25 protein-coding genes are annotated in these 21,835 nt (G+C 59.9%); 17 read left to right on the top strand and 8 right to left on the bottom strand.

The window, feature by feature from the left end; all coding sequences use genetic code 11:
* Positions 1 to 81 precede the first annotated feature (81 nt).
* On the top strand, positions 82 to 837 hold the full coding sequence (locus ACSQ26_RS02325) for a Stf0 family sulfotransferase (protein ID WP_436005894.1): 756 nt from the start codon (positions 82 to 84) through the stop codon (positions 835 to 837).
* On the opposite strand, the gene ACSQ26_RS02320 is transcribed toward ACSQ26_RS02325, so the two are convergent.
* From ACSQ26_RS02320 to ACSQ26_RS02305, 4 genes are all read right to left on the bottom strand, one after another.
* The gene (locus ACSQ26_RS02320; RefSeq protein ID WP_436005892.1) at positions 838 to 1,761 is read right to left on the bottom strand and encodes a response regulator; all 924 of its coding nucleotides are present in this window, start codon (positions 1,759 to 1,761) and stop codon (positions 838 to 840) included.
* A complete protein-coding gene (locus ACSQ26_RS02315) occupies positions 1,758 to 5,213 on the bottom strand; it encodes a hybrid sensor histidine kinase/response regulator (RefSeq protein WP_436005890.1) in 3,456 nt (1,151 codons plus the stop codon). Before ACSQ26_RS02315 ends, ACSQ26_RS02320 begins: the two co-directional genes overlap by 4 nt.
* A 107-nt stretch (positions 5,214 to 5,320) precedes the next feature.
* Positions 5,321 to 5,611, bottom strand: a complete 291-nt coding sequence (locus tag ACSQ26_RS02310; protein ID WP_436005888.1) for a type II toxin-antitoxin system RelE/ParE family toxin — start codon at positions 5,609 to 5,611, stop codon at positions 5,321 to 5,323.
* Positions 5,612 to 5,622: 11 nt separating this feature from the next.
* Positions 5,623 to 5,862 (bottom strand): CopG family ribbon-helix-helix protein, encoded by a 240-nt coding sequence (locus ACSQ26_RS02305; protein WP_436015066.1) that lies wholly within the window; start codon positions 5,860 to 5,862, stop codon positions 5,623 to 5,625.
* Positions 5,863 to 6,063: 201 nt separating this feature from the next.
* Here ACSQ26_RS02305 and urtA point away from each other — a divergent pair, with 201 nt between their 5' ends.
* The 13 genes from urtA (at position 6,064) to ureC (ending at position 17,092) form a co-directional block, all read left to right on the top strand.
* Entirely contained in the window at positions 6,064 to 7,353 is a 1,290-nt protein-coding gene (gene urtA, locus ACSQ26_RS02300; protein WP_436005886.1) for an urea ABC transporter substrate-binding protein, read from the top strand.
* A 255-nt stretch (positions 7,354 to 7,608) separates the two neighbouring features.
* Positions 7,609 to 9,099 (top strand): urea ABC transporter permease subunit UrtB, encoded by a 1,491-nt coding sequence (gene urtB, locus ACSQ26_RS02295; RefSeq protein ID WP_436015064.1) that lies wholly within the window; start codon positions 7,609 to 7,611, stop codon positions 9,097 to 9,099.
* Positions 9,096 to 10,271: an urea ABC transporter permease subunit UrtC gene (gene urtC, locus ACSQ26_RS02290; RefSeq protein WP_436005884.1), complete on the top strand. Its 1,176-nt coding sequence runs from the start codon at positions 9,096 to 9,098 to the stop codon at positions 10,269 to 10,271. The genes urtB and urtC overlap by 4 nt, the downstream gene beginning before the upstream one ends.
* The gene (urtD, locus tag ACSQ26_RS02285) at positions 10,268 to 11,032 is read left to right on the top strand and encodes an urea ABC transporter ATP-binding protein UrtD (RefSeq protein ID WP_436005882.1); all 765 of its coding nucleotides are present in this window, start codon (positions 10,268 to 10,270) and stop codon (positions 11,030 to 11,032) included. Before urtC ends, urtD begins: the two co-directional genes overlap by 4 nt.
* An 81-nt stretch (positions 11,033 to 11,113) precedes the next feature.
* Complete coding sequence (locus ACSQ26_RS02280) at positions 11,114 to 11,632, top strand: hypothetical protein (protein ID WP_436005880.1); 519 nt, start codon at positions 11,114 to 11,116, stop codon at positions 11,630 to 11,632.
* A gap of 18 nt (positions 11,633 to 11,650) precedes the next feature.
* Entirely contained in the window at positions 11,651 to 12,346 is a 696-nt protein-coding gene (gene urtE, locus ACSQ26_RS02275; protein WP_258158132.1) for an urea ABC transporter ATP-binding subunit UrtE, read from the top strand.
* A gap of 150 nt (positions 12,347 to 12,496) precedes the next feature.
* Complete coding sequence (locus tag ACSQ26_RS02270) at positions 12,497 to 13,318, top strand: urease accessory protein UreD (protein WP_436005878.1); 822 nt, start codon at positions 12,497 to 12,499, stop codon at positions 13,316 to 13,318.
* Positions 13,319 to 13,403: 85 nt separating this feature from the next.
* Positions 13,404 to 13,706, top strand: a complete 303-nt coding sequence (locus tag ACSQ26_RS02265) for an urease subunit gamma (protein ID WP_436005876.1) — start codon at positions 13,404 to 13,406, stop codon at positions 13,704 to 13,706.
* A gap of 9 nt (positions 13,707 to 13,715) precedes the next feature.
* A complete protein-coding gene (locus ACSQ26_RS02260) occupies positions 13,716 to 13,970 on the top strand; it encodes a DUF1272 domain-containing protein (RefSeq protein WP_436005874.1) in 255 nt (84 codons plus the stop codon).
* Positions 13,971 to 13,982: 12 nt separating this feature from the next.
* Positions 13,983 to 14,288: an urease subunit beta gene (locus tag ACSQ26_RS02255; RefSeq protein WP_436005872.1), complete on the top strand. Its 306-nt coding sequence runs from the start codon at positions 13,983 to 13,985 to the stop codon at positions 14,286 to 14,288.
* A gap of 27 nt (positions 14,289 to 14,315) precedes the next feature.
* Positions 14,316 to 14,735 (top strand): lysozyme inhibitor LprI family protein, encoded by a 420-nt coding sequence (locus tag ACSQ26_RS02250; RefSeq protein ID WP_436005870.1) that lies wholly within the window; start codon positions 14,316 to 14,318, stop codon positions 14,733 to 14,735.
* A complete protein-coding gene (locus ACSQ26_RS02245) occupies positions 14,735 to 15,379 on the top strand; it encodes a Urease operon accessory protein (RefSeq protein WP_436005868.1) in 645 nt (214 codons plus the stop codon). The genes ACSQ26_RS02250 and ACSQ26_RS02245 overlap by 1 nt, the downstream gene beginning before the upstream one ends.
* Positions 15,380 to 15,382: 3 nt before the next feature.
* Entirely contained in the window at positions 15,383 to 17,092 is a 1,710-nt protein-coding gene (gene ureC / locus ACSQ26_RS02240; protein ID WP_436005866.1) for an urease subunit alpha, read from the top strand.
* Positions 17,093 to 17,131: 39 nt separating this feature from the next.
* Here ureC and aqpZ read toward each other — a convergent pair whose 3' ends face one another.
* A complete protein-coding gene (aqpZ, locus tag ACSQ26_RS02235; RefSeq protein WP_436005864.1) occupies positions 17,132 to 17,821 on the bottom strand; it encodes an aquaporin Z in 690 nt (229 codons plus the stop codon).
* 88 nt (positions 17,822 to 17,909) lie between these two features.
* The gene (locus ACSQ26_RS02230) at positions 17,910 to 18,527 is read right to left on the bottom strand and encodes a glycosyltransferase family 2 protein (RefSeq protein ID WP_436005862.1); all 618 of its coding nucleotides are present in this window, start codon (positions 18,525 to 18,527) and stop codon (positions 17,910 to 17,912) included.
* A 56-nt stretch (positions 18,528 to 18,583) separates the two neighbouring features.
* Between ACSQ26_RS02230 and ACSQ26_RS02225 the strand changes: the two genes are divergently transcribed.
* On the top strand, positions 18,584 to 18,880 hold the full coding sequence (locus tag ACSQ26_RS02225; protein ID WP_436005860.1) for a hypothetical protein: 297 nt from the start codon (positions 18,584 to 18,586) through the stop codon (positions 18,878 to 18,880).
* A gap of 254 nt (positions 18,881 to 19,134) precedes the next feature.
* Positions 19,135 to 19,539: a hypothetical protein gene (locus ACSQ26_RS02220; protein ID WP_436005858.1), complete on the top strand. Its 405-nt coding sequence runs from the start codon at positions 19,135 to 19,137 to the stop codon at positions 19,537 to 19,539.
* Between the two features lie 376 nt (positions 19,540 to 19,915).
* Here ACSQ26_RS02220 and ACSQ26_RS02215 read toward each other — a convergent pair whose 3' ends face one another.
* Entirely contained in the window at positions 19,916 to 20,497 is a 582-nt protein-coding gene (locus ACSQ26_RS02215; RefSeq protein WP_436005856.1) for a Panacea domain-containing protein, read from the bottom strand.
* Positions 20,498 to 20,537: 40 nt separating this feature from the next.
* A complete protein-coding gene (locus ACSQ26_RS02210; RefSeq protein WP_436005854.1) occupies positions 20,538 to 21,500 on the bottom strand; it encodes an IS1595 family transposase in 963 nt (320 codons plus the stop codon).
* A 103-nt stretch (positions 21,501 to 21,603) separates the two neighbouring features.
* Between ACSQ26_RS02210 and ACSQ26_RS02205 the strand changes: the two genes are divergently transcribed.
* Positions 21,604 to 21,828, top strand: coding sequence for a DUF6471 domain-containing protein (locus tag ACSQ26_RS02205; RefSeq protein ID WP_436005852.1), 225 nt, complete (start codon positions 21,604 to 21,606; stop codon positions 21,826 to 21,828).
* Positions 21,829 to 21,835 lie beyond the last annotated feature (7 nt).

Here is a 21,835-nt window from a genome sequence, read left to right as displayed (position 1 = left end):
AAGCGCATGTGTCGCCGGCGCCTGGAGGTTTTCCGAAGGCTGGCATTGCCAAGCCATGCCCAGGCAACTAGGAATTCAGCCATGGCTACAGCGTCCTACATCATCTGCGCGACACCGAGATCCGGCAGTACCCTGCTTTGTGATTTGCTGACGGGGACTGGCAGGGCCGGAAAGCCGGCGTCCTATTACAGGCAGCAATCGATACCGTACTGGGCGGAGCACCTCGCCGTGCCTCTACCGCACAAGCCCGGTAAGCTTGAATTCGAGCGGGCCTATCTTTCGGCGGTCATCCGCGAGGGAAATGGCGAAAGTGAAATCTTTGGCCTCCGTCTGATGTGGGAAGGCGGTCGGGAACTCGCGGCTGACCTGGCGATTCTCTATCCAGAGCTTGAGAGCGACCAATGCCGGTTCGCAAAAGCCTTCGGGCAGGTCAGCTTCCTGCATCTGTCGCGCGAGGACAAAGTCGCGCAGGCCGTATCCCGGCTCAAAGCGGAGCAGTCCGGTCTGTGGCACATGGCAGCCGATGGCTCCGAGCGGGAGCGCACGGCCGCGCATCGAGCCCCGGTCTACGACGCGGAACGCATTGCGGCTTTTGTCGATGAAGCGGAGACGCATGACGCCGCCTGGCGGCATTGGTTCGTGGAGCAGGGCATCGAGCCGCTTCACCTGACCTATGAAGGTCTCACCGCCGATCCCGGCAGGGCATTGGCGGCAGTACTGCACCACCTTGGGCTGGATGCGGAGGCGGCGGATGTGAAGACCAGAAAGATGGCCGATCAGCAGAGTCTCGAATGGGCGGCGCGTTTCCGGGCCGAAGCTTCGAGTACGGTGCGATAGCTAACCCTGCATCAATATATTCGCTGCCTTCACCGCCGCCGAGGCACGGTTCTCGACGCCGAGCTTCACATAGATCTGCTCGAGATGCTTGTTGACCGTGCGCGCCGACAGCCCGAGGATTTCGCCGATGTCGCGGTTGGATTTGCCCTTGGCAATCCAGGCCAGCACCTCTGATTCGCGAGCGGTCAGCGCGAAATGCTGCTTGAGGCGTTCGTTGTCGCTGCCCTGCGTCTGGCCGGTCAGCCTGAAAAGATGCTCGTCCTGGCCGATCGAACCGAGGAAGGACAGCGCCAGCGACGCTTCCCCACCGGTTTCCATGACAAAGCCGGGATCTTTCTGGACACCGACCTGCCGGCGCTCTTCCATCCATGTGAGGATACGCGCGGCCACGAGATCGATGCCCTCGTCGCTGCCGGTCGCGGCATTGACCAGCCTGATCGCCTGCGGCGTCGACCATAGGATCTTACCATTGCCTCGCACGGCAAGCAGATGGCGGCCGGCGGCATCGAGCGCCACGCGGGCACTTTGTGCCGAGCGGGCATTGGCGAGATGGACTCGGATGCGGGCGCGCAACTCGTCCACATTGATCGGCTTGGTGAGGTAGTCGACGCCCCCTGCCCCCAACGCCCGAACCACATGCTCGGTCTCGGTGAGGCCGGTCATGAAAATCACCGGCACCTGCGCGGCGGCGCCATGCGACTTGAGCCGCTGGCAGGTCTCGAACCCATCCATTCCTGGCATGACAGCATCGAGCAGGATGAGGTCGGGCGTGATGCGGTCGGCAATGTTGAGCGCCGAGGCGCCCGACGTTGCGATCAGCACCGAATAGCCGGATTCCTCCAGCGCCTCGGTGAGGAAGCTCAGCGATTCCGGGCTGTCGTCGACCAGGAGCACGATGTCGCGCGGGCTCTCCACGGCATTCATGGCCCGGCCTCCTCGCGTTCGAGCTTGCGGAGATCGGCGAGATAGGCATCGATATTGAAGGCCTTGATATGTGCGGTCATGACCTCCGCGAAATGCCTGAGATCACCATGCTTTGCAAGGTCGTTCAGCTTGGCTTCGATGCCCCTGACATAGCCGATCTCGCCCAATCGGATGAGTTCCTGCACGTGGTCGGGTCCCGGGCTGCGGAAAGCCGGCTCGTGATGTCCGTTGATCGCCGCCACGGGAATCGCGGCATAAACCCATTCGAGCCCCATCCAGGTCGCAAGCTTGTCGTGCAACTGGCGGAAATCCACGGGTTTGGCCAGCGTATCGCTGTGGTCGCTGCCAGGCAATGTGCCCGCCGCACCATCGCCGATATTGGCCGACAGCATGATGACGGGCGCGCCGAACCCGCCCGCCCGCAGCTTCGCCGCGAGCTCCCAGCCGTTCATGCCGGGCATGGAAATATCGACGAGGAAAATATCCGGTCGGGCGGCTTCAATCAGCATCAGGCAATCCGGCCCCGAGATCGCCGTCAGCACCACGAAATCGAGTGGCACCAGCGCCTCGCGCATCAGTTCGCGGTGCTCTTCATTGTCATCGACGACCATGATCGTCCGTCGCGGCCCCGTATAGGTGAGGATCTTGCGATCGGGCGCCGGCGCGCTCGGTTTGTTGAGACCATAGAGCATCAGCCGCACCTTGAAGGTCGTGCCGTGACCATGTTCGCTTTCGACCGTGATCTCGCCGCCAAGTGTCTGGGTGAGCAGCCTTGTGATCGTCAGCCCCAGACCGAGGCCGGGTGCGAGTTTCGCCTGATCGCCCGTGCCGCGCTGGAACGGCTCGAAGATCACCGGCAGGTCGCTCGCGGGAATGCCCGGACCGGTGTCAGTGATCGTCAGTGTCGCCACCTGGCCGCGATAGGCGAGTTCAAGCGAGACCGAGCCGTCACTGGTATATTTCACCGCATTGGAGAGCAGATTGACGAGAATCTGCCTCAGCCGCTTCTCATCGGTGCGGACATATTGCGGCAGCTTGTCGTCGATCGTCACGTTGAAGACGAGCCCCTTGGCCTCGGCCTGCGGCCGCATCATGCCGGTGACCTGATCGAGGAAATCGCGGATGTTGATCTCGTTGGAATAGACCTGCAGCCGGCCGGCCTCGATCTTGGAAATATCGAGGAGCCCGTCGATCAGCCCAGAGAGATGGTCGGCACTTCGCTTGATGACCTTGATCGCCGAGCGTTTCGTGTCCGGGATGGATTCGTCGCGTTCCAGCAACTGGGCATAGCCGAGCACCGCGTTCAACGGCGTGCGCAGTTCATGTGTCAGGCCCACCACATAACGGCTCTTGGCGCGGTTGGCGGATTCCGCGGTTTCCTTGGCATATTGGAGCGCCGCATCGGTTTTCTTGTGGGCCGCGATTTCCTTGAGCAGCAGTGTGTTCTGGCGCGAGGATTCCTCTTCCGCCACCACCCGGCTGTCATGCGCCAGCACGAAGAACCATGTGGCGATGCCGGTGAGGATCGCAAAGACAAGAAAGACGATCCACACCGTCCCATTGACCACCCCCGCCGCCTCTGGCAGCACGCTCCCGGCCCGCTCGGCGATCATCCAAAGCACCGCACCGATCAATGTCAGCGCCAATATAGTGATCATCGAATAACGGCCAAGGCGGGTTCCGAGCTTTTCGACCACGCTTTCGGGCAGGATCGCACGCGCCACTTCTGTTGCCTGGTATTGCAGCCGCGCTTTCGGTTTGCAGAGATCGTGGCACCGGCTGTCGAGCGAGCAGCAAAGCGAACAGATCGGCGCTGCATAGGCCGGGCACCAGGCCATGTCCTCGGGCTCGAACGGGTGCTCGCAGATCGAGCAGGTGATCGTTGCAAGATTCTTCCACTGGTGGCGCGGCTTGCGGGCCAGATAGTATTTGCCCTTGGTCGCCCATGCGATGGACGGCACCGAAATGAACGCCACGACGGGCGTGATGTAGATGGCAAGCGAGCCCACATAGGTGCCGAACAGGCCGAAATGCGCGGCGAGTGCGATCGCTACCGTGATCGCCATGCCGCCGACGCCAACCGGGTTGATGTCGTAGAGATGCGCCCGCTTGAACTCGATGCCCTCGGGCGACAGGCCGAGCGGCTTGTTGATGAAGAGATCGGCCGAGATTGAGCAGAGCCACGCCGCCGAGATGATCGAGAAGACGCCGAGCGTTTCCTCAAGCAGCTTGTAGATGCCGAGTTCCATCAGCAGCAGCGCGATGGCGACATTGAAGAACAGCCAAACCACGCGGCCGGGATGGCTATGCGTCAGACGCGAGAAGAAGTTCGACCACGCCAGCGACCCGGCATAGGCATTCATCACGTTGATCTTGAGCTGCGAGACGACGACGAAGGCCGCCGTTAGGATCAGAGCAAGCGTATGGTTCGGCACCATATAGCCAAAGGCCGTGACATACATATGCGCCGGATCGGCCGCTTCGCTCGCGGGTATGCCGGAACTCAGCGCCAGCACGACGAGGAACGAGCCGGCGAGAAGTTTGGGCGCTCCCACGACAACCCAGCCCGGACCGGCCAGGAACCGCATGATCCTCTGCATGATCGACGGCGGTTTGTGGTCCGCCGGCAGGAAGCGCAGGAAGTCGACCTGCTCGCCGATCTGCGCCATCAGCGACAGGATGACAGCGGATGCCGCCCCAAACATCGCGAGGTCGAACGGCGCAATCGTGCCGATCTCACCCGATTCATGGCCGCGCCCGGCAAAGCCGAGCCAGATATCGAACTTCTGCCAGTCCGACATGGCGATGAAGATAAAGGGCAGGATGTTGAGCACGATCCACACCGGCTGGGTGAGCAGCTGGAAGCGCGAGATCATCCGCACGCCATGCGTCACCAGCGGGATCACCGCGAGCGCCGAGATGATATATCCGAGCCAGAGCGGAATGCCGAAGACGAGTTCCAGCGCCCCGGTCATGATCGAGGCTTCGATCGCGAACAGGATGAAGGTGAAGCTCGCATAGATCAGCGAGGTGACCGTCGAGCCGATATAGCCGAAGCCCGCGCCACGGGTCAGCAGGTCGATATCGACGCCGTGTCTGATCGCATATTTGCTGATCGGAATGCCGATCAAGAGCAGCAGAACCGAGGCGACGAGGATCGCGAAAATCGCGTTGGTCGTGCCGTAGGACAGCGTGATCGCACCGCCCACAGCCTCCAGCGCGAGGAACGAAATCGCGCCGATGGCGGTCTGGGAAATCCGCGACGGCGAATATTGCCGCGCGCTCTTCGCCGTGAAGCGGAGCGCATAGTCTTCCAGGGTCTGGTTGGCGACCCAGCGATTATAGTCGCGACGCACCGGAATGATACGCTGCCGGGCCGTCTGATGCGTCGTCCGGACGCCGTTATTGCCTATTTCTGAGGCAGATTTCAGATTTGCGGAATTTTCGTTCATTCCGCATCAAAAGCATGATGCGGCGAGCGCTGCAAGTCTGTTGAGTGCGTGCCATCCTTGCAAATCTTCCACGCCGTGGACAATTTGCAAGGTTGACACAAAAGCGCTCAGCGCTTGAACGGCCATTTCTGGGCGGCGTGCAGGACCGTGATGATATGCACGCGATCACCGATCACGCGGTAGGGGATGACATAGGGGAAGTCCGCAAGAACGAGTTCGCGTGTATTGTTGAGCCGTCCAGGACGGCCGGATTGCGGATAATCGGCCAGCCGCTCCGTTACCGCCATCAGTCGCCCAACGACCTTGGCGGCCGCAGCGGGATTTTCATGGGCAATGTAGGTGCCGATCTCGTCAAGTCTTCTGAGTGCACGGCGGGTCCAAATGACTTCGTGGCTCATCCCGTGGACAATCATGAACCACGCTTGATGTATTTCGCCGCGACCGCCGCAACTTCCTCCGCCGTCGCAAAGTCGCCTGCATCGGCCTCTGCAAGTCCTGCCTCGATCTCGGCGATCTGCCACTCCTCGCGAGCAAGGAAATCCTCAATGGCCTGCTCGGCCATTGTCGATTGCGAGCGATCGAGCTTTCTCGCCAACTGATCTAGGCGGTCGGCGGTGTCATCGGATATACGAATGGTAATCGCGTTCATGGATGGGCTCCAAAATCCCGCCCGATTATCCAGCGCCGGCGCCACATCGTCAACCATGACCGATTCTTCCCTCTTTGCCCCCTGCCGGTACGTCAAATGACGTATGTCGCGGTGCACAATTCGGACGGATAGTTCCCTCAAGACGGCGGATGTTAAGCACGCGTTAATCCGCTGCTCGATGCTCAACAGAGGGGAAATCCAATGAAAATCAAGAACCTGATGACAGGTGCGGCGCTGGCTGGCATGCTTTCCGCGACCATGTTCCAGAGCGCTTACGCAGCCGAAGACACGATCAAGATCGGTATCCTGCACTCGCTGTCGGGCACGATGGCGATTTCCGAGACCACGCTGAAAGACGCCATGCTGATGCTCGTCGAAGAGCAGAACAAGAAGGGTGGCGTTCTCGGCAAGAAAATCGAAGCTGTCGTCGTCGATCCGGCTTCGGACTGGCCGCTGTTCGCTGAAAAAGCACGCGACCTGATCGAGAAGGACAAGGTTGCCGCCGTGTTCGGTTGCTGGACCTCGTCGTCGCGCAAATCCGTCCTGCCGGTCTTCGAAGAGCTCAATTCCATCCTCTTCTACCCGGTGCAGTATGAAGGCGAAGAGTCTTCGCGCAACATCTTCTACACCGGTGCCGCTCCCAACCAGCAGGCAATCCCGGCCGTCGATTACCTGATGGCAACGGAAGGCGTCGAACGCTGGGTTCTCGCCGGCACCGACTACGTCTATCCGCAGACGACCAACAAGATCCTCAAGGCTTATCTCGAAGCCAAGGGCGTGAAGCCCGAGGACATCATGGTCAACTACACGCCGTTCGGTCATTCGGATTGGCAGACCATCGTCTCCGATATCAAGAAGTTCGGCTCGTCGGGCAAGAAGACTGCCGTGGTTTCCACCATCAACGGCGACGCCAACGTTCCGTTCTACAAGGAACTCGGTAACCAGGGTATCAAGGCTGAAGACATCCCGGTCGTCGCCTTCTCGGTCGGCGAAGAAGAACTGGCCGGCCTCGACACCGCCCCGCTCGTCGGCCACCTAGCTGCCTGGAACTACTTCCAGTCCGTCGATGCGCCGGTCAATGCCGAGTTCATCAAGACCTGGAAAGCCTATACCAAGAACGACAAGCGCGTGACCAACGACCCGATGGAAGCCGCCTATATCGGCTTCAACGCCTGGGTGAAGGCCGTCGAGGCCGCCGGCACCACCGACACCGATCCGGTTCTCGATGCCATCATCGGCGTCTCGGTTCCGAACCTCTCGGGCGGCACCTCCACCGTCATGCCGAACCACCACATCACCAAGCCCGTGCTGATCGGCGAAATCCAGGCCGACGGCCAGTTCGAGATCGTCCAGCAGACCCCGGCCGTCGTCGGCGACGAATGGTCCGACTACCTGGCCGACTCCAAGGACCTGATCTCCGATTGGCGCAAGCCCATGTCATGCGGCAACTTCAACGTTGCCACCGGCAAGTGCGGCGGCAAGGGCTCCTGATCATCCTGTTACCCCAAGGATGAGATCCGGAGCGGGCAGTGACGAACTGCCCGCTCTGTTTTCCAAGACCCAAGAAATTTTCAAGACACAAGAAATCTCCAAGACCAGAGAAAAGTTGGACCCGAGATGTCGCGCGCGCTGCAAACCGTCCTTCTGGCTTTATGCCTCGTGATACTGGTGTTCGGCCGGATCGGCTTTGCAGCCGATGACCTGAAAACCCAGATCAACGAACTGGCGACCATTAAGCTTCCGCAGATGGCGGAAAAGGTCCAGGCGCTGGCCTCGACCGGCGATCCCAAGGTGGTTCCCGCGCTCGACGCGCTCGGCGAAGGCGATCTCTATTTCCGCAAATCCGACAACACCGTTTTCCTGACCAAGCCGGCCGGCGCCAATTTCACCTTGATCGATCCGCTCACGGGCGAGGTCGTCGGCGAGGAAGCCAAGGGCGCGCTGACCAAGATCCGCGTCAACAACAGTCTGCGCCGCACCATCCGCTCCGCGCTCGGCGGCCTGACATTGTTGAGCGATGACCGCAACGTGCGCCTCCAGGCGGCCGACGCCGTCCTCAAGTCCCCGAGCGCCGAAAATCTCGGCCTGCTCGAAACAGCCATCGCCAAGGAAACCGATGCCGCCGTCAAGACCCGCATGGAGACCGCGCGCGCCGTTTCCATCCTGACCTCCGATCGTGGTGACGACGAGAAGCGCGCGGCAATCGCGATGATCGGCGAAAAGGTCGGCGGGCGCGATGCAGTCGGCATTCTGATGTCCGCGGCACCGTCACTCGACGCCGCACTGAAACCTGATCTCGACACGGCAATCGCCAAAATTCAGAGCACGCTGGCCTTCTGGGACCTCGGCCAAAATGTCTGGTACGGCATCTCGCTCGGCTCGGTGCTGCTGCTTGCCGCGATCGGGCTCGCGATAACCTTCGGCGTCATGGGCATTATCAACATGGCGCATGGCGAAATGGTTATGCTCGGCGCCTACTCGACATTCGTGGTGCAGGACATCGTCCGTGACAATTTCCCCGGTCTGTTCGACTGGTCGCTCGCGATCGCCCTTCCCGTCGCCTTCATCGTTACCGGTGCCGTCGGATTAATCCTCGAGCGCGGCGTCATTCGCTTCCTCTATGGCCGTCCGCTGGAAACGCTGCTCGCCACCTGGGGCATCTCGCTCATCCTGCAGCAACTGATCCGCTCGATCTTCGGCCCGACCAACCAGGAAGTCGGCAATCCCTCATGGATGTCCGGTTCCTTCCCGCTCGGCGGCATGACCATCACCTGGAACCGGATGTGGATCGTGTTGTTCTCGCTTTCGGTCTTCTTCGCGCTCTTGGCGCTGATGAAGCGCTCGCCTTTTGGCCTGCAGATGCGGGCAGTGACCCAGAACCGGCGCATGGCCTCGTCGATGGGCATCCGCACACCATGGGTCGATGCCTTCACCTTCGCACTCGGCTCGGGTATCGCCGGCATCGCGGGCGTTGCACTCAGCCAGATCGACAATGTGTCGCCCAATCTCGGCCAGTCCTACATCATCGACAGCTTCATGGTCGTGGTGTTCGGCGGCGTCGGCAATCTCTGGGGCACGCTGGTCGGCGCGCTGTCGCTCGGCATCCTCAACAAGTTCCTCGAACCGACGGTCGGCGCCGTGCTCGGCAAGATCCTTGTCCTCGTCCTCATCATCCTTTTCATCCAGAAGCGGCCGCGCGGTCTCTTCGCACTCAAGGGAAGGGCGATTGAAGCATGATTACCGGCTTTCTTCTCCGCGCACTCGACCAGCGTATCATCATCGCGATCGCCATCATCCTGGCCGTTGCCGTGCTGGTGCCCGCCTCCAACCTGCTGCTGCCGGTCGATAGCCCGTTCCGCATCCCGACTTATGTCATGAGCCTGATGGGCAAATACCTGACCTATGCGCTCTTGGCGCTGACGCTCGATCTGGTCTGGGGCTATTGCGGCATCCTCTCGCTCGGCCATGCGGCGTTCTTCTCGCTCGGCGGCTATGCCATGGGCATGTATTTGATGCGCCAGATCGGACCGCGCGGCGTTTATGGCAACCCCATCCTGCCCGACTTCATGGTGTTCCTGAACTGGAAGGAACTGCCGTGGTTCTGGCACGGCTTCGACATGTTCTGGTTTGCGGCGCTGATGGTGGTCGTGGTGCCCGGCCTGCTGGCTTTCATCTTCGGCTGGTTCGCCTTCCGCTCCCGCGTCAACGGCGTCTATCTCTCGATCATCACACAAGCCATGACCTACGCCCTGCTGCTCGCCTTCTTCCGCAACGACATGGGTTTCGGCGGCAATAACGGCCTGACAGATTTCAAGGAAATCCTGGGCTATTCGGTGCAGGCCGACGGCACCCGCGCCTCGCTCTTCGCGGCCACCGCCATCATGCTGGCGGTCTGCCTGTTGATCTCCTCGGCGATTGTGCGGTCGAAATACGGCAAGGTGCTGATCGGCGTCCGCGATGCCGAAAGCCGCACAAGGTTCCTCGGTTACCGCGTCGAGAACATCAAGCTCTTCACCTTCGTCGTCTCGGCCATGATGGCTGGCATTGCCGGGGCACTGTTCGTGCCGCAGGTCGGCATCATCAATCCCGGCGAATTCGAGCCGGGCAATTCGATCGAGGTCGTCATCTGGACGGCGGTCGGCGGGCGCGGCACGTTGATCGGACCGATTATCGGCGCGGTGCTGGTCAATGCCGGCAAGACCTTCTTCACCGGCGCCTTCCCCGAAGTATGGCTGTTCGCGTTGGGCGCGCTCTTCGTGCTGGTCACGCTGTTCCTGCCCAAGGGCATCGTCGGCACATACCAGCAGTTCATGGCACGCCGGAAGGAATATTCCGCCGCCGCAGCCAAGGAAAAATCCCGCGTGGTTGATATGCCAGCCGCCATCGCCGAACCGGGAGCCGCAGAATGAACGCCGTCAACAAGGAAATGAAGCCCAAGAGCATCCTCTATCTCGATGGCGTGTCGGTGTCCTTCGATGGCTTCAAGGCGCTCAATTCGCTTTCCTTCGTCGTCGAGCCGGGCGAGTTGCGCGCCATCATCGGCCCTAACGGCGCCGGCAAAACGACGATGATGGACATCATCACCGGCAAGACGCGGCCCGATTCCGGCGAGGTGTATTTCAACGGTGATGTCGACCTGACCAAGATGGACGAGGCGGCGATTGCCCAGCTCGGTATCGGCCGCAAGTTCCAGAAGCCGACGGTGTTCGAAAGCCACACCGTCTGGGACAATCTCGAACTGGCGCTCAACCGCAGCCGCGGCGTCTTCGGCACGCTCTTCTACACACTCTCGGCGGCCGACAAGGAGCGTATCGAGGAAATCCTCGAGATCGTCCGCATGACCCATCGCAAGGATGACTACGGCGCCAATCTCAGCCACGGCCAGAAACAATGGCTGGAGATCGGCATGCTGCTGGCGCAGGAGCCCAAGCTTCTGTTGGTTGACGAGCCGGTTGCCGGCATGACGGACGCGGAGACGGCCGAAACCGCGATCCTGCTGAAAGACATCGCCAAGACGCGGTCGGTGGTGGTGGTCGAGCACGACATGGGCTTCATCCGCGATCTCGGCGTCAAGGTCACATGCCTGGCGGAAGGTTCGGTTCTGGCGGAAGGCTCGATCGACTTCGTCAGCGCCGATCCGAAGGTGATCGAGAATTATCTTGGACGGTGAGCGGAAATAGAAAACGGCAATTGAACGTCAATGAGAAATAGGCTTCAAACTGATGCAACCTTTCCTCATTGGAGTTTCAACATGCCTTTTCTTGGTGTCCTCTTGATGGTGGCCGCTGGTGCGGCCGTGTGGTGGTGGCGATTGAAGATGGTGAAGGAAGCGGGAAGCGAGATCATCGACTCGGTCGAGCGGATACGCGGCGCCTTCAACCGCCGGCAGTTCCGCAAGAAGGCCGAGGCGGCGCCGCTCGCCTCGATCCAGAACCCGGCGATCGCGGCCGTGGTGTTCCTGCTGACGCTGGCAAATGAAAAGCCGATGCAGAAGGATATCGCGAAGGCGATCATCCGCGAGCGGATGAAGGATATCATCGACGCCAAGGACATGGACGAGGTGCTGATCTTCGCCGACTGGACGGCCAATAGCGTGGTCAATATCGACGATCCGCTTCGCCGCTTCCGGGACCTGTGGCTCAATGCACTCGATGACCGCGAACGCCGGCAGTTGATCTCGATGGCAGAGGACATCGCCGATGTCGGCGGCGAGCGAACCATACAGCAGGCCGACGTCCTCCAGAAACTGAAGAGGGCTTTGCTCAATTGACTTGTAAAGGGGAATGAGATGCTAGCGGTCGAAAACGCCAACCTGCACTATGGTGCCGCCCAGGCGCTACGCGGAATCACCATCAAGGCCGAGATGGCCAAGATCACCTGCGTTCTCGGCCGCAACGGCGTCGGCAAATCCTCCCTCCTCCGCGCCGTCACCGGCCAGCATCCGCTGTCATCAGGCAAGGTGAGCTTCGAGGGCAAGGAACTCAACGGCATGGCGCCTTACAATCGTGCCAAGCTCGGCATCGGATATGTGCCGCAGGGACGGGAGATCTTCCCGCTGCTGACCGTGAAGGAAAATCTCGAATCCGGCTATGCGCCTCTCAAGCGCGCCGATCGCAGCATTCCCGACGACATATTCAGCCTCTTTCCGATCCTCAACAGCATGCTGGGCCGGCGTGGCGGCGATCTGTCGGGCGGCCAGCAGCAGCAGCTCGCCATCGGACGGGCGCTGGTGACACGGCCGCGCATCCTCGTGCTCGACGAGCCGACGGAGGGTATCCAGCCATCGATCATCAAGGATATCGGCCGGGCGATCAAATATCTGCGTGACTCTACGGGCATGGCGATCCTGTTGGTCGAGCAATATCTTGATTTCTGCCGCGAACTCGCCGACCATGTCTACATCATGGACCGCGGCGAGATCGTGCATGAAGGTCCCGCCGAGACGCTGGACACGGCTGAAGCGCGACGGCATTTGACGGTGTAGTTTGGAACTGAGCATGTTGCTTACCCCCCTCTGCCCTGCCGGGCATCTCCCCCTCAAGGGGGGAGATCGGATGTGGCGCCGCCTTGCCCTCCAAACAATCTCCCCCCTTGAGGGGGAGATGTCACGAAGTGACAGAGGGGGGTGCTCTTGATGCTCGCTCCCAACCTCGACGTCCTCCCCCAGCGCACCAAGGGCATCGCCCGGCTCGCCACCAAAAACGTAGACGGCCGCACCCGCCTCGACGTCTTTTATCAGGAGAGCGCCGCCAAGATCCGCATTCCAGAATCCTATGACGGCAGGATGGAAGCGGTGCTGATTAACACGTCGGGTGGCCTGACCGGCGGCGACCGTATCGCATGGGAGGTCGCGGCGGGCGAGAACACCTCGGTCACCGTCACGACCCAAGCCTGCGAACGCATCTATAAGTCCTCGGGCGGCGAGGCCCACATCGCGTCGCGACTGTCTGCGGCATCGGGCGCCAGACTGCACTGGCTGCCGCAGGAGACGATCCTGTTCAACCAGAGCGCTTTGAGCCGCACACTCGATGTCGATCTCGCCGAGGACGCCGAATTGATCGCGCTGGAAGCCGTTCTCATCGGTCGCAAGGCGATGGGCGAGATGGTGCGGAGCGGAAGCTTCCGCGATCGCTGGCGCATACGCCGCGCAGGCAAGCTGATCCACGCCGAGGATGTGCATTTCGCCGGCGATATCCAGAACCTTCTGGGAGGCCGCGCATCGCTGTCCGGTCATCAGGCATTCGCGACATTGCTCTATGTCGGTGACCATGCGGAAGCCCTGCTGCCGAAGCTGCGCGCACTGCTCGGAGACCATCTCGCAGGCGTCAGCCATTGGAGCGGCAAGCTCATCGTGCGCCTCGTCGCATCGGAGGGTTTCGAGCTGAGAAAAATACTGATCCCGGCCATTTCGCTCTTGCGAAATGGTGAGCCCGCGCCGAAAGTGTGGAACCTCTGACGTCGGTGCACACACCGTCATTTGGCGTATTGCGCTGTGTTGCCCAAGCCCTTGAATATGATGCCTGATCATTGCGGAGCCATTCATGAACCTCACTCCCCGTGAAAAAGACAAGCTGCTGATTTCAATGGCCGCCATGGTGGCCCGCCGGCGGCTCGAGCGCGGCGTCAAGCTCAACTATCCCGAGGCGATCGCGCTGATCTCCGACTTTGTCGTCGAAGGCGCCCGCGATGGTCGTTCAGTGGCCGATCTCATGGAGGCTGGCGCGCATGTCGTCACCCGCGCGCAGGTCATGGAGGGCATCGCCGAAATGATCCATGACGTGCAGGTGGAAGCCACATTCCCCGACGGCACCAAGCTGGTGACCGTCCATGAACCGATCCGCTGAGGTTGCGCCATGCTCGACCTGCGACCCAATTGCGAATGCTGCGACAAGGATCTTCCGCCGGATGCCACCGATGCGATGATCTGCACCTTCGAGTGCACATTCTGCGCCGATTGCGCGGAAACCGCGCTCGGGGGCACCTGCCCGAACTGCGGCGGTAATTTCACTAGCAGGCCGATCCGCCCGGCCGCCATGCTCGCCAAATATCCCGCCTCCACCAAACGTATCCTGAAGGCCGAAGGCTGCGCGCCGCAAAAAGCCGCTTGAAGAGGAACAACCATGATCCCCGGTGAACTGATAGCCGCCCCAGGCGAAATCGAACTCAATGTCGGCGCCCCGACCACCACGATCGACGTCGCCAATACCGGCGACCGTCCGATCCAGGTCGGCTCGCATTATCATTTCTTCGAGACCAACAAGGGCCTCGATTTCGACCGCAACAAGGCGCGCGGCATGCGGCTCGACATCCCCTCGGGCACGGCCGTGCGCTTCGAGCCCGGCCAGAAGCGGACGGTTCAGTTGATCCCGCTCGCAGGCAAGCGCGAAGTCTACGGCTTCCGCCAGCAGGTGATGGGGAAGCTCTAAAACAAGAAAATCAACGGGAGATCTGGAATGAAGAGGCTTGTCATTTTGGCACTGCTGCTAACCGGCGCGACATGCGCCCTGGCCCAGGAAGATCCGCCTGTCGACTGCGCCAATGCCGTGACGCAGGCGGATATGAACCAGTGCGCCTACCAGGATTTCGAGAAGGCCGACAAGGAACTCAACGCGGTCTACAAGCAGGCGCTCAAGAGTCAGGAAGAGGCGGATAAGGAAGCGGCCGAAATAAACCCAGTCTATGTCGGCGCGGTCAAGGCGCTCAAGAAAGCCCAGCGCGCCTGGATCGACTATCGCGACGGCCATTGCGATGGCGTCGGCTACGAAGCCGTTGGAGGTTCCATGCAAGGCATGCTCATCAGCGGCTGCCAGGCAACCATGACCACCGCCCGTACCAAGGAACTGCGCGAACTCATTCAAGGCATGGGGAACTGATGGCACGTCGGATCGTGATCGTCGGCAATGGAGAGATCGGCGAAGGTCTTGCCGACGTCATAGATTCCGCCGATCTAGTGATCCGCTTCAACGACTGCCGTTCGGTGGGCGCCGGTGGCGGCAGGACCGACATCGTCGCGGTCTGCAATACCGGCCGCCCCGGAAAGGCCATGCTCGAAGGTGCCGGCTGGTCATGCAACAAGGCTGTCTGGCTCGCCTCATCCATCTGGTGCGTCCGTGACCCACAGAAATTTGCAGCCATGCGCGCACCCCTTGCGCAAACCCATCCCGAACTCGACGATTTCTGCGACGACTACACCGACGGCTTTGCCGACTATGCCCGCCAGAACGGCAAGGATTTCCATATCATTCCGGCCTCCACTCATGAGGCAGTCGACCACGATCTCGCGGCCTTCGACCCGGCGCCTTATGTCGTGCCTTCAAGCGGCGCGATCGTGATCGCCGAATTCCTCGCCCATTATCGCCGGCCCGGCGATGAACTGTTTCTCGCCGGCTTCGGCCACCAGGGCTGGGAATGGCACCCCTGGGATGCCGAGCGGCAATGGGTGGATCACCTGATCGCCGTTAACAAACTCGTCCGCCTCATCGCCAATCCCTCCAGACATTTCGCTTCAGGAGCCTGAACCATGTCCTACAAGATGTCCCGCGCCGCCTATGCCTCGATGTTCGGGCCGACGACCGGCGACAAGCTCAGGCTCGCCGATACCGAACTCTTCGTCGAGGTCGAAAAGGATTTCACCACCTATGGCGAAGAGGTGAAGTTCGGCGGCGGCAAGGTCATCCGCGACGGCATGGGCCAGAGCCAGGCGACGCGCGCCGAGGGCGCCGTCGATACGGTCATCACCAATGTGCTGATCATCGACCACTGGGGCATAGTGAAGGCTGACGTCGGTCTGAAGGACGGCCGGATCGCCGCGATCGGCAAGGCGGGCAATCCCGATACCCAGCCGGGCATCACCATCATCATCGGTCCCTCAACGGAAGCCATAGCAGGCGAAGGCAAGATCCTGACGGCTGGCGGCATGGATGCGCATATCCACTACATCTGCCCGCAGCAGATCGAGGAAGCGCTGATGAGCGGCGTCACCACCATGCTCGGCGGTGGCACCGGTCCGGCGCATGGCACGCTGGCCACCACCTGCACCGGCGCCTGGCATATCGAGCGGATGATCGAGAGTTTCGATGCTTTCCCGATGAATCTGGCGCTCGCCGGCAAGGGCAATGCGTCGCTACCCGCGCCATTGGTGGAAATGGTGCTTGCCGGCGCATCGAGCCTGAAGCTGCATGAGGATTGGGGCACGACGCCGGCGGCGATCGATAACTGCTTGACGGTCGCCGACGAACTGGACATCCAGGTGATGATCCACACCGATACGCTCAACGAGAGCGGCTTCGTCGAGGACACAATCGACGCGATCCGGGGGCGCACGATCCACGCATTCCACACCGAAGGCGCCGGCGGCGGCCACGCGCCCGATATCATCAAGGTCTGCGGCTCGCTGAACGTCATCCCCTCCTCGACCAATCCGACCCGGCCTTACACCGTCAACACATTGGCCGAGCATCTCGACATGCTGATGGTCTGCCACCACCTGTCGCCCTCGATCCCGGAAGACATCGCCTTCGCCGAAAGCCGCATCCGTAAGGAGACCATCGCAGCCGAGGATATCCTGCACGACATGGGCGCCTTTTCGATCGTCTCCTCAGACAGCCAGGCCATGGGCCGGGTCGGCGAAGTAGCGATCCGTACATGGCAGACCGCAGACAAGATGAAGCGCCAGCGCGGGCCGCTGAAGGAAGAAACCGGCGACAACGACAATGCCCGCGTCAAGCGCTACATCGCCAAATACACGATCAATCCGGCGATCGCCCAGGGTCTCAGCCACGAAATTGGTTCCATCGAGGTGGGAAAACGCGCCGATCTCGTGCTCTGGTCGCCAGCCTTCTTCGGCGTGAAACCTGATATGGTACTACTCGGCGGCTCGATCGCCGCAGCCCCGATGGGCGATCCGAACGCCTCGATCCCGACACCGCAGCCGATGCACTACCGGCCTATGTTCGCCGCCTACGGCAAGCTGCGCACCAATTCCTCGGTGACTTTCGTGTCGCAGGCGTCGCTCGATGCCGGGATCGTCAGCCGGCTCGGGGTCGCCAAGAAGCTGCTGGCGGTGAAGAACACCCGCAGCGGCATCAACAAGAAGTCGATGATCCACAACGACCTGACACCGCATGTCGAGGTCGATCCCGAAACCTATGAAGTCCGTGCGGATGGCGTGCTGCTGACATGCGAACCGGCGACGGTACTGCCGATGGCGCAGCGGTACTTTTTGTTCTGAGCAAGGCGACCGAGACCGGCTCGGTCGCCAGACTTCAGATCACTCAGTCTCGCCAAGCGCTTTCCAGACAATCCCGGCGATCGCGGCGCCGAGGATTGGTGCCACCCAGAATAACCAGAGCTGCGGCAGCGCCCATCCACCTTCGGCAAAGAACGCCACGCCGGTCGAGCGCGCCGGGTTGACCGACGTATTGGTCAGCGGGATCGAGATCAGGTGGATCAGCGTCAATCCGAGACCGATGGAGATCGGGGCGAAGCCGGTCGGCGCGCGGCCGTGCGTCGAGCCGAGGATGATCAGCAGGAACATGAAGGTCAGCAGCGCCTCGGCAATGAATGCCGACAGCATCGAATAGCCACCCGGCGAATGTTCGCCATAGCCGTTCGAGGCAAATCCGCCCGGCACCCAGCCGGCCTTGCCGCTGGCGATCAGATAGAGCATCAGCGCCGCGACCACGGCGCCGACCACCTGCGCGATGATGTAGCCCGGCAGGCTCGCTGCGGGGAACCGCCCGGCCGCCGTCAGCCCGATCGATACGGCGGGATTGAAATGGCCGCCTGATATGCCGCCTACGGCATAGGCCATGGTCAAGACCGTGAGGCCGAAGGCGAAGGAGACGCCGACGAAGCCTATCCCGAGTTCGGGAAAACCCGCCGCGATGACGGCGCTGCCGCATCCCCCGAAAACGAGCCAGAACGTACCGATGAATTCGGCGAAGAGTTTCTTGAGCATGAAGTCCCCCGACGGTTGCCTATTTACAAGGCAATGATATTCATCAGGTCTTGATATCAGTCAACAAAAAGCTGCACTAGCGCATGGTTCAACCACCGGATTTTTGCAACCGTGTACTCGGCTTATGCGAAGTCTTGTTCCAGGAGAATGGATTACGCCGCAGTTCGATCACCGCCTTCCAGGCGGCAAAGGACATGAGCATCCAGTAGGCCGGCACGTAGCGCCATTTGATGCCGACACGCATGCGCTCGTTCCAGCCCATGGCTTCCCAGCCCAGTCGCATGAAGATCGTATAGGCCGCGATCACGTTGAACCAATCGAGGCACAACATGCCGATCTCGAACGATGTCGCATGCGGTGCAAAGACAAGGCTCCACATCGTCACCGCGATGAAGAACAGGATCAGTGGGTGGCCAAGCGCGGAAACCAGCATGCCGGTAACCAGGACATGAAACATGATGGTTGCTCGCAAGCCGAGTTCACCGCTCAACTTCACTGGCGTGCGCATGAGGACCAGCCATGTCTGCATCCAACCTTTAAACCAGCGGGTCCTCTGGCCAAGCCAGGCGGCGCGGTCGGTCGGGGCGTCCTCTACCGTATAGCGCGTCAGCATCTCGGCGTGATAGCCGAGGCGATAAAGGCGCATGCCGAGATCGGCGTCTTCCGTCACGTTATACGGATCCCAAGCGCCGACCGCCCTAAGCACATCGGTACGGAAGTGCGGTCTTATGTAGCAAAAGCACCAAGAAAGCAGAGGCTTTAATGGCCACAGAAGGGTACGATCCCCGCCAAGATAATCAGTTGGATGCAGGGATAAAGCCGCATGTCGAATTGCTGCTATCAGTGGGGATTGAGACGTTTGAATCGTGCGAGGGTGGCGAGGGTCACGCGTTCCATGAACCCACAGTGCGGTTTCATGGCGACCGCAGCGTGGGCTTCAAGGCGCTCGCTGCGGCAATGCAAAACGACCTGCATCCGTCAGAGCTTCGGCGCATATGGCCGATCAATGACGGGGAGCCAACCGGCCCGTGGTGGGAAATTACTTTCCGGCCTGATTGAGTTTCGAACATTCGGAACAAATGGGCTTCCCGCCGTCACCTGTTCGGAGGTTCTCTTTCTCGATGTTGTTGCCAGTGTTGCAGTTCGTGTTGTTGTGGTGAACGCTCTGCTTGATGGAGTGCCACGGCGATTTCTTCGGCATGCTATTCCTCCCCTGAATGCGCGTCATGCGCGAAATAATACTATCACAAAATCATAGAGAGTCTATCGTGAGAGTTGCGAGAACTGACACGTACGACCATACGATTAGTGGATTGCTTGCCAAGAGAGCCGAGCTATTCAACGAAGCCGAGCGCATCCGCGACAGGCTTGCCGAGATCAAGAACGATATCGGGGCAGTGGACAGGGTTTTGGGCACGCTTGGCTATACGGGCGATCTGGACGCCGCCATGCCCCGCCAGAAGCGGGAAGTGATCTTCGGCAGGGGCGAGCTATCCAAGGCCATCATGGGCGAGCTACGGCACGCTACAGAGCCTGTAAGCAGTCGGGATATCGCGCGGGAGATTGTTACCATGCAAGGTAACGACGCGAGAGATCGCAAGTACCTATCTGAGTTGACCAAGCGGGTAAGCAAAGCCCTCCGGTCAATGAAGGCCGAAGGGCTGGTTAGATCGGTTGCCGATACAAAGGGCAACCTGAGTTGGGAACGAAGAACTTAAATCGCGTTCACGGTAGCATACCTAGCTATGCGCTGCGGAGTATCATCGGACGAGTAAATCCCCGCCGTTATTCGAGCGAAAGTATCGTTTGGGAAGTTGTCTTTCGGTATGTAGTAGTTGTTGCCAACCAATCGCGAAATCTTTCCCGCGTTCAAAGTTTCTGCCATGCGGTACAGAAGATAACTTGGGCGATCTATGAACGGGTGATCCCCGACATTCAGGACGCACGCCGGATCGTGATATTTTCCCTCTTTTATGCTGGTTATCATGATCGTAAGACAGAGGTTGCCAGAACATTTGTTGTTCATCACCGCAAATAGATGATGGACCTCGTTGAACGGGATTAAAATACCAGCCTTTCGATAGGGCTCGTAGCTCATTTCTCAGCAGCTAGTTCAGCGGTCAAACGACGCTCCGCCTGTAAGTCTTCGGCTAAAGAAACCGGATCGCTCTTACCCAGCTTTGCGAAGATTGTGGCGTAATCGATAGGGATAGAACTTCCGTGCGGGAAAACCCATTCTGGGCAAAATTCATGCGTCCATTCCGCTAGATCAAAGCGGTCTATATCCTCGAATTTCTCCCATACCTCATAAAGGATTTTGACCTCGGATCGGCTCAATTCATCCAAGTCGTCGCCGATTGATATCTCACGCGAAAGAGGGAGATCGTTGCCGTTCCTGATGCCGATAAACTCATGCCATTCGTCTTGCCCGTGGTCGGCAAGACCTTTCATGTAGTTGTACGTTGACGAATTGACCGGACCAAAATCCATGGAGACATATTGGTCATTTGTAATGGGCGCATCCCTGCGCTCCATGCTCAATCTGTCGGACAGATAGATAAGCTTCACTACCTTAAGAATATTAATTTTGCCGCCAGACATCGCAGCAAAAAAGGCTGCGACTTGCGCAGCTTTTCGCGTTTTGAACCAGTCTGGAATGGACGGAATATAATTCATGAAGGAACATATAGCGCGAATTGCGCCAGAAGTGAATCCATCAGTTGGCACGCTGCCAATAGCCCTTCCAAGTGCGGCTAACCGGGTGGTCAAGCGCAGCACCAAGGATGCCAGCGGCATTGCCACCGTTCGAACGGCGGCGATGATCCTCGCACCATGCAGCGTGATTGGCGTACTGATATAGGTACTTGTGCGATACGTGGTGATGCTGGCCAGAAACCATGCGACGAAGGCGTGAGAAGTAGCTTTCAACCCAATTGGTGTGCTTGCCGTTGCGGTCGCTGTAGGCTTCGCTGTGATTGATGCGGCCCGTATCGAAGTTCATATCGAGGATATCCCAATGCGTGGCTTCGTCGGCGTACACGATGGAGTCGGCGTCAATGCGTTCCTTGGCGATATCGACGCCATCGGCTTCCGAGTTGCGGACGAATGTAAGTGTGCGGCCATCACGTTCACGCAACGCCACCACGACGCGGCGCTTGTCTGACTGGTTCTTCTTCAGGCGACGGTCCTTACGGTCTTCCTTGCGGTTCTCAGGGCGAACGTGGCCACCGAAATAGGCACCATCAATCTCGACTTCGCCGTCAAGGGTTGCGAACTCGGTTTCGGCGGCAAGAGCTTCGCGGAGCTTGTGGGCGAGAACCCAAGCTGTCTTGTATTGAACGCAAAGGTCACGCGAGAACTGGAGGGCGGAAAGGCCCTTCACCGCGTTGACGAAGATGCAGATCGCGGCCAGCAGATCGGTGAAGGCCATCTTGCGGCTGGCGAAAATCGTGCCGGATGTAACCGAGAACTGAGCGGAGCATGCAGCGCACTTGAACTTGCGGCGGGTGCTGATGATGTAGCTATCCAGGCAGCCGCACTTGGGGCAAACGGGCTCGCCTTGCGTGTCTTCCCAGCGCAGCTTGCAGAACGTTGCATAGGCCTTGTCTTCTCCACCCTTGTAGATTTCCTTCAGGGAGAGGGAGCGGGCTTCTGCCGAGAGTAGAAAGTGCTGCGCCATTGTCATCATATCCGTTACGTATGTATCGGATATAGTGCGTTGACCGGGCTTTGTAAAGTGCTTATATCATCATATGCGATACATTTTGCATCACAGGTGATACATGGCAGAAAAGACGGACTATGAAATGCTCGCCGCCAACCTCCTGAAGGCGGAATTGAAGCGCAAGGGCGTCACCTACGCCGCGCTAGTTGAGAAGCTGGCACAAATAGGAGTTGACGAGAAGGAAGTGAACGTGCGGAATAAGCTTTCTAGGGGCAAATTCACAGCGGCGTTCTTACTCCAATGCTTAAGCGCTATAGGGTCATCATCCTTGCACTTGGATTGATCTCTGT

Source organism: Rhizobium sp. LjRoot254, from assembly GCF_964254105.1.
Taxonomy (GTDB): domain Bacteria; phylum Pseudomonadota; class Alphaproteobacteria; order Rhizobiales; family Rhizobiaceae; genus Rhizobium_E.
Note: the sequence above shows the minus strand (reverse complement) of the source record. Positions and strands in the feature narration are given on the sequence as shown.